This is a genomic window from Siccirubricoccus phaeus, from assembly GCF_008360935.1.
GTDB classification, from domain to species: domain Bacteria; phylum Pseudomonadota; class Alphaproteobacteria; order Acetobacterales; family Acetobacteraceae; genus Siccirubricoccus; species Siccirubricoccus phaeus.
The window spans coordinates 404,848-417,000 of record NZ_SRXO01000002.1 but is presented as its reverse complement, the minus strand read 5'-3'; the positions used below and the strand labels follow the sequence as shown (position 1 = coordinate 417,000).

The 12,153-nt window shown below is 70.5% G+C and carries 12 protein-coding genes; 7 read left to right on the top strand and 5 right to left on the bottom strand.

The window, feature by feature from the left end; genetic code table 11:
* The first annotated feature begins 209 nt into the window (after nt 1-209).
* Nucleotides 210-620 carry a carboxymuconolactone decarboxylase family protein gene (locus tag E5N76_RS04345; RefSeq protein ID WP_187829971.1) on the top strand — a complete coding sequence of 137 codons (411 nt, stop codon included), beginning with the start codon at nt 210-212 and terminating at the stop codon, nt 618-620.
* Nucleotides 621-666: 46 nt separating this feature from the next.
* On the opposite strand, the gene E5N76_RS04340 is transcribed toward E5N76_RS04345, so the two are convergent.
* Nucleotides 667-2,145 (bottom strand): aldehyde dehydrogenase, encoded by a 1,479-nt coding sequence (locus E5N76_RS04340; RefSeq protein ID WP_207791858.1) that lies wholly within the window; start codon nt 2,143-2,145, stop codon nt 667-669.
* Nucleotides 2,146-2,259: 114 nt separating this feature from the next.
* On the opposite strand from E5N76_RS04340, the gene E5N76_RS04335 reads away from it, so the two are divergent.
* From E5N76_RS04335 to tsaA, 3 genes are all read left to right on the top strand, one after another.
* Nucleotides 2,260-2,973, top strand: a complete 714-nt coding sequence (locus E5N76_RS04335) for a M24 family metallopeptidase (RefSeq protein ID WP_149536061.1) — start codon at nt 2,260-2,262, stop codon at nt 2,971-2,973.
* Between the two features lie 2 nt (nt 2,974-2,975).
* On the top strand, nt 2,976-3,383 hold the full coding sequence (gene msrB / locus E5N76_RS04330; protein ID WP_149536142.1) for a peptide-methionine (R)-S-oxide reductase MsrB: 408 nt from the start codon (nt 2,976-2,978) through the stop codon (nt 3,381-3,383).
* A gap of 84 nt (nt 3,384-3,467) precedes the next feature.
* Nucleotides 3,468-3,959, top strand: a complete 492-nt coding sequence (tsaA, locus tag E5N76_RS04325) for a tRNA (N6-threonylcarbamoyladenosine(37)-N6)-methyltransferase TrmO (protein ID WP_149536060.1) — start codon at nt 3,468-3,470, stop codon at nt 3,957-3,959.
* Between the two features lie 607 nt (nt 3,960-4,566).
* Here the strand turns inward: tsaA and E5N76_RS04320 are convergent.
* Entirely contained in the window at nt 4,567-5,340 is a 774-nt protein-coding gene (locus E5N76_RS04320) for a hypothetical protein (RefSeq protein ID WP_149536059.1), read from the bottom strand.
* Between the two features lie 697 nt (nt 5,341-6,037).
* Nucleotides 6,038-6,994: a LysR family transcriptional regulator gene (locus E5N76_RS30935; RefSeq protein ID WP_149536058.1), complete on the bottom strand. Its 957-nt coding sequence runs from the start codon at nt 6,992-6,994 to the stop codon at nt 6,038-6,040.
* Nucleotides 6,995-7,124: 130 nt separating this feature from the next.
* Here E5N76_RS30935 and E5N76_RS04310 point away from each other — a divergent pair, with 130 nt between their 5' ends.
* On the top strand, nt 7,125-7,556 hold the full coding sequence (locus E5N76_RS04310) for a DoxX family protein (RefSeq protein ID WP_149536057.1): 432 nt from the start codon (nt 7,125-7,127) through the stop codon (nt 7,554-7,556).
* 89 nt (nt 7,557-7,645) lie between these two features.
* Here E5N76_RS04310 and E5N76_RS04305 read toward each other — a convergent pair whose 3' ends face one another.
* The gene (locus E5N76_RS04305) at nt 7,646-8,470 is read right to left on the bottom strand and encodes a TauD/TfdA dioxygenase family protein (protein WP_149536056.1); all 825 of its coding nucleotides are present in this window, start codon (nt 8,468-8,470) and stop codon (nt 7,646-7,648) included.
* 289 nt (nt 8,471-8,759) lie between these two features.
* Nucleotides 8,760-9,122, bottom strand: a complete 363-nt coding sequence (locus E5N76_RS04300; RefSeq protein ID WP_149536055.1) for a hypothetical protein — start codon at nt 9,120-9,122, stop codon at nt 8,760-8,762.
* Nucleotides 9,123-9,306: 184 nt separating this feature from the next.
* On the opposite strand from E5N76_RS04300, the gene E5N76_RS04295 reads away from it, so the two are divergent.
* Both E5N76_RS04295 and E5N76_RS04290 read left to right on the top strand, forming a co-directional pair.
* Nucleotides 9,307-10,752 (top strand): FAD-linked oxidase C-terminal domain-containing protein, encoded by a 1,446-nt coding sequence (locus E5N76_RS04295; protein WP_149536054.1) that lies wholly within the window; start codon nt 9,307-9,309, stop codon nt 10,750-10,752.
* Complete coding sequence (locus tag E5N76_RS04290; RefSeq protein WP_187829970.1) at nt 10,749-11,945, top strand: FAD-binding protein; 1,197 nt, start codon at nt 10,749-10,751, stop codon at nt 11,943-11,945. Before E5N76_RS04295 ends, E5N76_RS04290 begins: the two co-directional genes overlap by 4 nt.
* Nucleotides 11,946-12,153: the final 208 nt, after the last annotated feature.

The window sequence follows — 12,153 nt, the reverse complement described above, 5'->3', positions numbered from 1 at the left end:
GAGCGGCGACAGGGCAGGGCCGGTTGACTCCGGCGATCCTCGATATGATCATTTGTTCATAGCGCGCCACGACCCGGCCGCCAACACGGGAGAGCGCGGCCATGCCGCGGTGGCGGCGCGCCGCCGGTGCTCGGCAGACCCGGTGCACCCGTGACAGCGCGCCAGCCCTCCGGCACCATCGCGTCCGGGAGTTCCACCAGGGAAACGCCATGACCCAGCACCCCTTCGACGAGAACGAGCTGTTCAAGACCGGCCGCGACGTCTGGTTCGAGATGCGCGGCAATGCCGTGGCGCAGAAGGCCATGGACGAGGCCGCGCAGCACGAGATGACGCGCGACCTGCGGCAATACCTGTTCGAGCACTGCTTCGCCGCCGTCTGGGCGCGGCCGGGGCTGGAGCGGGCGACGCGCAGCACCATCACCATCTCCGTGCTCACCGCGCTCGGCCGGGCGGAGGAGCTGAAGTCCCATATCCGCATGGGGCTGAATAACGGGCTGACGCGGGAGGAGTTGAAGGAGATCTTCCTGCATGTCGGCATCTATGCCGGCGTGCCGACGGCGGTGGCCGCGGTGCGCGCCGCCATGGAGGTCTTCGCCGAAATGGACAAGGCGAAGGGCTGACCATCGGCGCCGGGGCGGCATCGGCGCCGCCCCGGCTGCCCTGCCGCTACCGCATGATGAAGGGGTTGGCCGGCGCGCCCTGGGCGGTGGAGATCCAGACGCTCTTCGTCTCGAGAAATTCACGGATCGCCTCGATGCCGCTTTCCCGCCCGAGGCCGGAGCGCTTCATGCCGCCGAAGGGCATCATGTAGCTGACCGCGCGATAGGTGTTCACCCAGACCGTGCCCGCCTTCAGCGCCGCGGACATGCGCACGGCGCGGCCGATATCGCTGGTCCAGACGCCGGCGGCGAGGCCGTAGATGGTGTCGTTCGCCAGCTTCACCGCTTCCGCCTCATCCTCGAAGCCGAGGATGGAGAGCACCGGGCCGAACACCTCCTCCCGCGCGATGCGCATCTCCGGCTTCACATCCGTGAAGATGGTCGGCTCCACGAACTGCCCGCCCGGCAGGCCCGCGGCCGGCCCGCCGCCCAGGATGCAGCGCGCGCCTTCCGACTTGGCGATGTCGATGTAGTCCAGGATCTTGCGGTATTGCGGCGCGGTGGTGACCGGGCCGATATTGGTCTCCGGCAGCATCGGGTCGCCCTTCCGCGCGGTGCTGCCCAGCTCCACCAGGCGGCGGCTGAATTCCTCGCGGATGGAATTCTGCACCAGCACGCGGGAGCCGGCGATGCAGGTCTGCCCCGTGGCGGCGAAGATGCCGGAGACGGCGCCGGCCACCGCCGCGTCCAGATCGGCATCGGCGAAGACGATGTTGGGCGATTTGCCGCCCAGCTCCAGCGAGACGCGCTTCAGCGTCTTCGCCGCCTGGGCATAGATGCGGGCGCCGGTGGCGTCCGAGCCGGTGAAGGTGACCTTCGCCACATCCGGGTGATCGACCAGCGCCGAGCCCGCCTCCGGCCCCAGACCGGTGACGACGTTGAAGACGCCGTCGGGGAAGCCGGCCTGCTTCGTCAGCTCGGCGAATTCCAGGGTGGAGCAGGAGGCGAATTCGGAGGGCTTCACCACCACGGTGCAGCCCGCCGCCAGGGCCGGGGCGCATTTCCAGGCGATGAAGAGCAGCGGCGAATTCCAGGCGGTCAGCGCCGCCACCACCCCCACCGGCTCATGCCGGGTGAAGGCGAACATCTCCGGCTTGTCGATCGGCATGACGGCGCCCTCGACCTTGTCGGCGAGGCCGCCGAAATAGCGCCACCATTCGGGGTTGTAGCGGGTCTGGCCCAGCATCTCCGCCAGCAGCTTGCCATTGTCCCGCACCTCGGTCGCCGCCAGCCGCTCGGCATTGGCGGCGATGAGGTCGGCCAGGCGCTGCATCAGCAAGCCGCGGGCGGAAGCGGTAAGCTTCGGCCAGGGCCCCTCGGTCAGCGCGGTGCGCGCGGCGGCCACGGCGCGGTCCACATCCTGCGCGCAGCCCTGGGGGATGCGGGCCCAGACCTCGCCGGTATAGGGGTTGTGGCTGTCGATCCAGCGCCCCTGCGCCGGCTCGACATAGGCGCCGGCGATGTAGTGGCCGAAGGTTTTCACCATTTTCTCCTCCCGTTGCGGGCCGCGGCGGCACGGCCTCGCTTCGATATGTTCAACGAGTTATAGCGATGTGACGGCACTGGCAATCGCCCCCGCCGCCACGAAGGAGAGGATAGGATGGAAGCAGCCCGCCTGGCCGCCCTGCGCGAGGCCGAACGGCAGGCGGAACGCCTGTTCGAGGCCATCGAGGCGGAGCGGCTGATCGCCCCCGGCCGCAGCGAGCGGGAGGTGGAGCAGGATATCTACGCCCTGGCGGCGCAGCGCTTCGGCGTGACGCAGCACTGGCACAAGCGGATCTGCCGCGCCGGCCCCAACACCCTGACCATCGCCGCCGACAACCCGCCGGTCCGAACGATCGGGGCGGAGGACATCGTCTATCTCGACCTCGGACCGGTCTTCGCGGCGTGGGAAGCCGATGTCGGTCGGAGCTACGTGCTGGGCACGGACCCGGAAAAGCACCGCCTCTGCGCCGATCTGCCGGTGGTGTTCGAGGCGCTGAAGGCGCATTTCGAGGTGCATCCGGATCTCACCGGCGCGGAACTCTATGCCGAGGCGCATCGTCTGGCGGAGGCGCGGGGCTGGCGCTTCGGCGGCCAGATCGCCGGACATATCGTCGGCGAATTCCCGCATGCGCGCATCCCGGGCGCGAAGGACCTGTACCGGATCAGCGCCGACAACCCTACCCGCCTGCGCGACCCGGATGGCAATGGCCAGAGCAAGTACTGGATCCTGGAAGTGCATCTGGTGAATCGTGACCGGCGCTGGGGCGGGTTCTATGAACGGCTTCTCCTCCCCGAGACGGAGGCGCCCGGAACGGAGGCAAAGCGATGAGCATGGAGAAGGCCTATCCCGTCACGCGGAGCGATGCCGAGTGGCGCCGCCTGCTGACGCCGGAACAGTACCGCGTGATGCGCGCCCATGGCACGGAGATGCCGGGGAGCTGCGCCCTGCTGCAGGAGAAGCGGCGGGGCAGCTTCCGCTGCGCAGGCTGCGGCCAGGTGCTGTTCGAATCCGGCACGAAATTCGAGAGCGGTACCGGCTGGCCGAGTTTCCAGGACCCGGTCGCCGGCGCGGTGGAAACCGCCATCGACCATTCCCACGGCATGGTGCGGGTGGAGGTACATTGCGCCCGCTGCGGCAGCCATCTCGGCCATGTCTTCGAGGACGGGCCGCCGCCGAGCTTCCTGCGCTACTGCATCAACGGCGTGGCGATGGAGTTCACGCCGGCGGAAGCGGGCTGAACCGATGGCAGGAGGCCGGATAGCCGCCTTCGCCGATGTCGCCGCGGGAGGCCGGCCGATGTTTCCCCGGCGCCTGGCCGCGCCGTGAGCTTCGCGCTGCGCGCCGGCGAGACGGTCGCCGCAACCCTGCCGCCGGAGGCGGCCGGGCTGGTCTTCATCGGCCGCATCCGCACGCCCTGGACGGACCGTGCCGCCTGCCCGCGCCAGGGCCGGCCTGACGGCCCCGTCTGCACGCTGGAGCTCTTCGAGCCCTGGGCCTCCGGCGGCGCGCTGGACGGGGTGGAGGCGCATCAGCGGCTCGAGGTGCTGTACTGGCTGCACCTCGCCCGGCGCGACCTGCTGCGGCAGGTGCCGGCGGCGGAGGGCCGCAGCTACGGCACCTTCGCCCTGCGCTCGCCGCTACGCCCCAACCCGATCGGGACCAGCCTGGTCGAATTGCTGGGCCGCGAGGGCGCAGTGCTGCGGGTGCGCGGGCTGGACTGCCTGGACGGCACGCCGCTGCTGGACCTGAAGCCGGAGCGCGGCAGCTTCCGCCCGCCCGCACCGCCGACGCCGGGGGATGCCGAAACCGGGTAAGCCGCCCCGCGCGAGGGAGACGAATGGGGGCCTTCCCGTTGGCGGCGCGTTCTGGCGGCCCCTTTCCGCCCTGGCGTCCTGCGCCAGCATGCCACTCGCATGGTTCCGCGGACTTGCCGCTGCCACCGGCATCGGCTGGCGCCGTCGCGGGACGCAAGATCCCGCGCCGATCCGCTGCCGGGACCCTTTCGCGACAGGCTCCGAGTTGGCTGGTTAACCGTCGGGTGCGAAACTCGGACCGGGGTCCGGGGCCAGGTCCTGGCCCCGGTGGGGGTTCGGGGGCAAAGCCCCCGATTTCAGCCGGGCCTGGACCCGGGGCCAGACATTTCCTGATCGGCCATTCACGGCCTGAGCGTACCCACCGTTGGGGCACGCCGATCGCAGTCTGGTGTCCCGATTCCGCAGTCCTGCGGACTTCGTTCTCGGGCCACTGGCTTGTGTTTTCAGTGACCTGCTTGTCCGCTGCGTTCGCCGGAAATCCGGCGAATTTCGCGGGCAGGACGCTAGAGCGGTTTCACGCTGACTGTGCAGCGCGAAACCGCTCTAGCTTATGGACTATAGGAGCAGATTCACGCCTCCGGGCGATGCCGCCCTCCGGCGATCTGCTCTAGCTGCCTTCCTCCGCCGCCGCCCAGCTCCGCCCCAGCACCGGCTGCGCCACCCCTTCCTGCCGGTGGTGCCGGGCTTCCAGCCGGCGCAGCAGGGGGCTTGCCGCATGCGGGTCGGCAAAGTGGAACAGCGCCGTCGCCCGCACCACGTCCGCCGGGCAGGGCCGGTTGGCATGCAGCGACCGGTAGCCCCAGAACAGGTAGAGATGCCCGCGCTCCGTCGGCATTTCCCGCCCCCCGAGGCGCCGCTGCACCCAGGGCGCCGCCAGCGCCCGCGCCGCCACCGGGTTCTGCCACGCCGCCTTTTCCGCCAGATTGGCCAGCAGGCTGCGCCGTACCGGACGGCGATTGGGGTAGATCACCAGCGTGCCGCGCGCCGCCTCCGGCCCCGGCGGGATGATGATGGGCAGCAGGGCGGTGACCAGATAGGCGTCGAAATGGAAGCGGTGGGAATGCCGCTGCCCCGCGGCGCCGGAGAGCACGCGGAGCACCGGCAGGATCCGCTCCTCCCGCCCCGGCGGCAAGCCGGCGCGGACCTGCAGCGCGGCCAGCAGCCGGTGGAAGGCGGCGGATTGGCCAAGCAGGCCGAGCGATGTCCGGGCCAGCCTCTCCTGCCCCAGATGGCAGAAATACTCCGCCCCGGTCGCCGCCAGCTCTGCCCGCACCTCCTGTGCCGCCTGGTCCAGCAGCCAGCCCGGTATCGCCTCCCGCAATATCCCGAAGCCGTTGCGCTCGATGTCCTGGTACAGCGTATCGGCCGTCGCGGCTGACACGTCAGGGAAAGCATCCTTCTCCATCCGGCGTCGCCTTTCCGGGGATGTGGGCGCCGGGGCATTCAGCCCCACCGGGAGAAATCTCGGACGCCGACGGAACATGACCGGTCCGGATGGTTCTAGAGGCGGTTGGACCTGGCGGGAGAGAGGCTCCGGCATCACGCCAGGGTGGCTTCCGCCGTTTGTGACCGGAGGCGTTATGTTCCGGTTGGGAAAGACCTGCGCCCGACCACCAGCGGGCGAGGCGGCGCGGCCTGCCGGCGTGGCACGAGGGAGAGGGCCAGGCTGCTGACCGGACGTGCACCGCCAGGTGCCTGAAGCGGAACTTTCGCTCTGCGGTCGCAAGGCCTCAGCCTATCCAGCATCCCCCGCCGGCGGGCGGAGGGGGCGAGACCAGCATGGGGCGTGCCGGAAGCGAGCTGCTGCAGCCGGACCTGCCGCTCTCCTATCTCGACCCCGCCATGTCGGGGCTGCGCCGCGCCCTGGTCCCGGCTGGTCGAGCGGGTGACGGGCCAGCCGGAGCGGAAGGTGCTCTACACCGCCTTCCGCCCCGAGGGCGGCACGGCGGCGATCTTCCGGGAGGGGATTTCTTGCTCTGGAAAATATAATGCCTGGAGCAGCTTATCTCCGATCTGCCGGATCACGACGTGATCCGGCAGATCGGAGGCTGCTCCGAGGGCCGAAGCCCCCCGATCCTTCACGCATCCGCCTCCTCCGGCACATCCTCCGCCGGCGCCCCAACCGGCGTGATCTCCCGCGCCACGCCGAGGATGAGCCGGCGCAGCCAGGCATGGCCGGCATCCGCCTCGAACCGCCGGTGGAAGATCAGCGAAAGCCGGTGATGCCGCACGCCCACCGGGGTCGGCCGCACCACCAGCCCATGCGCATCGGCCAGCAACTGCGCCAGCCGGGCGGAGAGCGTCATGATGAGGTCCGTGCCGCGCAATATCTCCGGCACCCCCGCCAGATGCGCCACCACCGCGCCCAACCTCCGCTTATGGCCGCTGCGCGCCAGCACCCAGTCCAGCGCGCCGTCGCGGGAGCCGTTCGGCGAATGCAGCAGATGCGGCACGGAAAGGAAGCGGTCCAGCGTCAGCTCCCCTTCCGCCAGGGGGTGGCCGGCGCGCATCACCGTGCAGAACACCTCCGGCAGCAGCCGCAGCCTTGTGTAGAGCGCCGGCGGCTCCGGCAGCATGCCGATCGCCAGCATCGCCTGGTCGCTGGCCAGCAGCTCCTCCCAATTCGTCCGGTCGGCATGGCGGGTGGCGAGCAGCGCGCCCGGCGCCTGCTGCTGCATCCGGGCGATCAGCGGCGGGGCCAGCACCGCCTCCGCATATTCGCTGAGGGCAATGGGGAAGACGCGCTCCGTCGTCGCCGGATCGAAAGGCGCCTGGGCGACGATGGCCTCGGCGATGCGGTCCAGCGCCTCGGCCACCGGCCCGGCCAGGGAAAGGGCCAGGGCCGTCGGCTCCACCCCGCCCGGGCGGCGGAGGAAGAGCTCATCCCCCAGCGCGTGGCGCAGGCGGGCAAGGGCGTTGGAGACCGCGGGCTGGGAGAGGTGCAGCCGCTCCGCCGCCCTTGTGACGTGACGTTCCCGCGCCACCGCGTCGAAGACCCGCAGCAGGTTGAGGTCCAGGGTCCCGAGATCGGCCATGCCGCTTCCACATCATTCAGCGGCGTGATGATGGATGTTCCGGACCTCCGTTGGAAGCGCCCCGGCCGGGCCGGCCATGCTCCGCGCCGACGGCAGCGCCGGAAGCTGCCCCCCGAACGGAGCCATCCCGATGATCCACGACCGCGTGACCACGCCCTATGCCGCGCTGCTGCTGCGCGTCGCCATGGGCATCCTGTTCCTGGCGCATGGGCTGCTGATGAAGATCCTCACCTTCGGCTTCGCCGGGGTGATGGGCTATTTCGGCAGCATCGGCTACCCGCCCATTCTCGGTGCCGTGGTGGCGGTGGCGGAGACGCTGGCGGGCATCGCCCTCATCCTCGGCGTCTGGGTGCGGCCGGTGTCGCTGGCGCTGGTGCCGCTGATGATCGGCGCGACGCTGCAGCATATCGGCAATGGCTGGGTGTTCAGCGCCCGGGGCGGCGGCTGGGAATTCCCGGCCTTCTGGGTCGTGCTGCTGGTGGTGCAGGCCGGGCTCGGCGCCGGCGCCCATGCGCTGGATGTCCGCCGGCTGCTGGGCGGCCGCCGGCCCGTGGCGGCCTGAAGCCGCTGCCCGGTGCCCCCGCCGCGGCTTCGCCGTGGCGGGCTGTGCCGCACCTTTGCGGCTCCCGCGACGCCAGCGGCGTCGTGGGATTACTGCAGCGGCACCCCCTCCAGGGTGACGCGGTGCATCAGCCGCCGCTCCCCCTGGTAGTCGTTCAGCGCGTAATGCCAGGTAAGGCGGTTGTCCCAGAAGGCGATGGAGCCTTCCCGCCACTGGAAGCGCATTTGGAATTCCGGCCGCTGGGCATGGCGGTAGAGGAAATCCAGCAGCGGCTTGCTCTCCTCGTCGGTCCAGCCCTCGAAGCGCAGGGTGAAGCTGGGATTCACATAGAGCGCGGTGCGGCCGGTGCCGGGCACCTTCAGCCCCACCGGGTGGATGGCGTCCTGCACCGCCTGATCGGCATTCTGGTAGCGGCCGTCCTTGTGCTCCTCCCGCTGCCGGTTGCCGAAGGCGTGGCGGCTGGAATGGACGGCGCGCATGCCGGAGAGCGTCTGCCGCATCCCGGGCGACAGCGCCTCCCAGGCCGCGACCATGGAGGCGAAGAGGGTGTCGCCGCCCATCTCCGGCAGCTCCCGCGCCAGCAGGATGGAGCCGAGGGCGGGGACCTGGTCATAGCTGTGGTCGGTATGCCAGCCGCCGCCGATATTCTTCGTCTGGCCCGGCTCCTTCCGCACCTCGGCGATCTGCGGATAGCCCTCCACCGGGCGGAAGAAGCGGTTGATGTTGATGGCGGCGAAGCGCTCGGCGAAGGCGATGTGCTGCTCGGGCGTCAGGTGCTGGTCGCGGAAGAAGACCACGCCGTTCTCGGCCAGCGCTTCCCGGATCTCCGCCACCTGGCCCTGGTCCAGGGGCGCGGCCAGGTCGATCCCGCCGATCTCCGCGCCGACCATGGCGCCAAGCTTGCGCAGTTGCATGTTCCGTTCTCCCGACCTTGCGGCGGGGAGTGTTCCACGTGGCGCGGCGGGAGGCCAGAAGGAGCCCCTGCCCTTGCACCCCCGCCAGGGGAAAGCGTCCTTCCGCCCCCGCCCCAAGAGCCTGTCCGAAATCCCCCCGATCCAGAGCCGACCCTCTTGAGACAGGGCCGGCAAGTTCACCCCCTTCCGAAACTCACACCGGGGTCCGGGGACCGGTCCGGTCCCCGGCGGGGTCCAGGGGCGGAGCCCCTGACGGGGTACGGGGGCGGAGCCCCCGCTTTTCCTTCCCTCACTCCGGCGTCAGCGTCTCCTGCCCGATGCCGCCGCCGGTGGTCCAGCTCCCCCGCAGCTTGCCGTCCGGCTCCACCTGGTAGGCTGCGACCCCCGGCCGCCCTTCCGCGGCGAAGCCGATGGACAGCACCCCGCCTTCGATCAGCCCCAGCCCGGCCAGCCGCACATTCCCCACCTGCCAGACGGCCACCCAGCTCCCGCCCGGCCCCGGCTGCAGGGCGAATTGCCCCGTATAGGGGCTGCCATCCGGGTTGTTGCCCTCCACCGCGTAGCGGCCTTCGCGGATTTGCGCCCCGGCCGGCGCGGCGAGCGCGCCCCACAGGATCAGCGCAGGCAGGGCAAGGCGATAGGACAGGCGCACGAGAGTCTCCATACAGGCCGAGGGCGGCGGAGAGTGGCGGCGGCGGGCGCGTCAGGCAAGCCGGCTTGTCCGTCGCTCGTGGCCGGCCCATCTTCGGCCGGTGTCCTGCCCCCGACCCCGCTGGATTCCGGCGGGCGGAGCGGCCAGTCAGGCCACTGACGTCAGCGCGAAACGGAGCCCGCCCATGATCCGGCTGCCAGACCCGAAGCCCGAGGTGCTCGCCCGGCGGGAGGCGATCCTGGCCGGCCTGCGCGCCATCCTGCCCGAGGACGGGGTGATCAGCGAGACGCTCCGCCTGAAACCCTATGAGACGGACGGGCTCTCCGCCTATCGCCAGCCGCCGCTGGCCGTGGTGCTGCCGACCAGCACGGCGGAAGTGGCGGCGGTGCTGCGCCTCTGCCAGGCGGAGGGGGTGCGGGTGGTGCCGCGCGGCGCCGGCACCTCGCTCTCCGGCGGCGCGCTGCCGCTGGCGGATGCCGTCGTCATCGGCATGATGCGGATGAACCGGATCCTGGAGGTGGACTACGCCAACCGCCTGGCGGTGGTGGAGGCGGGCGTCACCAATCTCGGCATCACCAACCATGTCTCCGCCGACGGCTTCTTCTATGCGCCGGACCCGTCCAGCCAGCTCGCCTGCATGATCGGCGGCAATGTCGGGATGAATTCCGGCGGGGCGCATTGCCTGAAATACGGCGTCACCGCCAACAACCTGCTCGGTGTGAAGCTCGTCACCATGGCGGGGGAGGTGGTGGAGATCGGCGGCCAGCACCTGGACGCCGCGGGCTATGACTGGCTCGGCCTGATCACCGGCAGCGAGGGGCAGCTTGGCATCGTCACGGAAGTCACGGTGCGCATCCTGCGCAGCCCGGAAGGCCAGCGCGCCATGCTGGCCGCCTTCAAGGGGACGGAGATCGCCGGCCAGGCGGTGGATGCCATCATCGGCAGCGGCATCATCCCCGTGGCGCTGGAGTTCATGGACCGTCCCTGCATCCATGCCTGCGAAGCCTTCGCCCATGCCGGCTACCCGCTGGATGCCGAGGCGATGCTGATCATCGAGGTGGAAGGCAGCGTCGCGGAGCAGGACATGCTGCTCGGCAAGCTGAAGGAGATCTGCAACCGCTTCGACCCGATCAGCCTGAAGGTGGCGCAGAGCGCCGAGGAGTCGCTGGCCATCTGGAAGGGCCGCAAGGGCGCCTTCGGGGCGGTCGGCCGTATCTCGCCGGACTATCTCTGCATGGACGGCACCATCCCGACCGGGGAGCTGCCCTTCGTGCTGAAGCGCATCGGCGAGATGAGCGCATCCTATGGCTTGCAGGTGGCGAATGTGTTCCATGCCGGCGACGGCAATCTGCACCCGCTCATCATGTTCGACGCCAATGATCCCGAGAGCTTCCGCAAGGCGGAAAGCTTCGGCGCCGACATATTGAAGCTCTGCGTCGAGGTGGGCGGGTGCCTGACCGGCGAGCATGGCGTCGGTGTGGAGAAGCGGGACCTGATGGGCGTGCAATTCACCGCGGCGGAGCTGACGCAGCAGCGGGCGATCAAATCGGCCTTCGACCCCGCCTGGCTGCTGAACCCAGCCAAGGTCTTCCCGCTGGAAGACAACCCAGCCCTGCAGCGCGCGGCATGAGCGATTCGGTGCTGGCGCCGGCGGATGAGGCGGAGCTGGCCGCTGCGGTGGCGGCTGCCGCTGCGTCGGGGACGCCCCTGGCGATCGAGGGGGCAGGGACCAAGCGCGGGTTGCTGCGGCCGGTGCAGGCGGCGCGGACGCTCTCTCTGCGCGGGCTCTCCGGCATCACCCTCTACAAGCCGCAGGAGCTGATCCTCCAGGCCCGTGCCGGCACGCCCCTGCCGGAGATCGCGGCGGCGCTGGCCGAGCATGGCCAGCACCTGATCGCCGAGCCGCCGTCGCTGACGGCGCTGTTCGGCAGCGAGGGGGCGCCGACCCTGGGCGGGCTGGTGGCGACCAACCTCTCCGGCCCGCGGCGCATCTCGGGCGGGGCGATGCGAGACCATGTCATGGGCATCCGCGCGGTGAACGGGAAGGGCGAGGTGTTCCGCAGCGGCGGGCGGGTGCTGAAGAACGTCACCGGCCTCGATCTCTGCAAGCTGCTGACCGGGGCGCATGGGACGCTCGGCGTGCTGACGGAAATCACGCTGAAGGTGCTGCCGGGGCCGGAGGCGACGGGCACGGTGGCGGTTGCCGTGGCCGATCTGGCGCAGGGGGTGCAGGTGCTCTCGGCCGGGCTGGGCAGCCCCTATGGCGTTTCCGCCGCCGCGCTGCTGCCCCAGGGGCTGCCAGCGGGCTGGGCCGGGCTGGACGGGCCCCAGGCGGTGCTGCGCCTCGAGGATTTTGCCGAATCGGTGGCCTATCGCGGCGGCCGGCTGCGGGCGGAGCTGGCCGGCTTCGGCGCTGTGCACTGGCTGGAAGGGGAGGCAAGCCGCGCTCTCTGGGAGGCGGTGCGGGAGGCGGAGCCGCTCTCCGCCGAGCCGGAGGACGCCGTCTGGCGCGTCTCCGTGGCGCCGGGGGAGGGGCCCCAGGTGGTTGCCGACGCCGGCTGCCCGAAATCGCTGCTGGATTGGGGCGGCGGGCTGGTCTGGCTGGCCGGCCCCGCCACCGAGGCGCAGCATGACGCCGTGATGGCGGCCGCGGCGGCGGCGGGCGGTACCTTCACCCTGTTCCGCGCGCCGGAAGCCCTGCGCGCCGCCGTCGCGGTGCTGCCGGCGGAGCCGCCGGCGCTGGCGGCCATCGGCGCCCGGGTGAAGGCGGTGATGGACCCGGCCGGCATCCTCAACCCAGGGCGGATGCGGGCGGGGCTTTAAAGCAAACTCCGATCAGGTGGACTCAGCTGATCGGAGTAATTTGCTCGCCTGAACAAAGACCTGGAGCATTCTCCATGCGCCTTGGTGCATGGAGAATGCTCTAGAGCCTGATCGGTTGAGGTCTAGTCTAATCGACCGAAGCCGTGAATCGCGCGACCGAACAAGGAGCTGACGCGGGACAGCTAAGCGAAGTTCAACCGATCCCGCT

What these genes read in the sequence shown, in the direction of transcription:
- E5N76_RS04295 (WP_149536054.1), top strand. Translation starts at nt 9,307, where the DNA reads ATGATCCGGCTGCCAGACCCGAAGCCCGAGGTGCTCGCCCGGCGGGAG.
- E5N76_RS04335 (WP_149536061.1), top strand. Translation starts at nt 2,260, where the DNA reads ATGGAAGCAGCCCGCCTGGCCGCCCTGCGCGAGGCCGAACGGCAGGCG.
- E5N76_RS04340 (WP_207791858.1), bottom strand. Translation starts at nt 2,145, where the DNA reads ATGGTGAAAACCTTCGGCCACTACATCGCCGGCGCCTATGTCGAGCCG.
- E5N76_RS04290 (WP_187829970.1), top strand. Translation starts at nt 10,749, where the DNA reads ATGAGCGATTCGGTGCTGGCGCCGGCGGATGAGGCGGAGCTGGCCGCT.
- E5N76_RS04305 (WP_149536056.1), bottom strand. Translation starts at nt 8,470, where the DNA reads ATGCAACTGCGCAAGCTTGGCGCCATGGTCGGCGCGGAGATCGGCGGG.
- E5N76_RS04345 (WP_187829971.1), top strand. Translation starts at nt 210, where the DNA reads ATGACCCAGCACCCCTTCGACGAGAACGAGCTGTTCAAGACCGGCCGC.
- E5N76_RS30935 (WP_149536058.1), bottom strand. Translation starts at nt 6,994, where the DNA reads ATGGCCGATCTCGGGACCCTGGACCTCAACCTGCTGCGGGTCTTCGAC.
- E5N76_RS04310 (WP_149536057.1), top strand. Translation starts at nt 7,125, where the DNA reads ATGATCCACGACCGCGTGACCACGCCCTATGCCGCGCTGCTGCTGCGC.
- msrB (WP_149536142.1), top strand. Translation starts at nt 2,976, where the DNA reads ATGGAGAAGGCCTATCCCGTCACGCGGAGCGATGCCGAGTGGCGCCGC.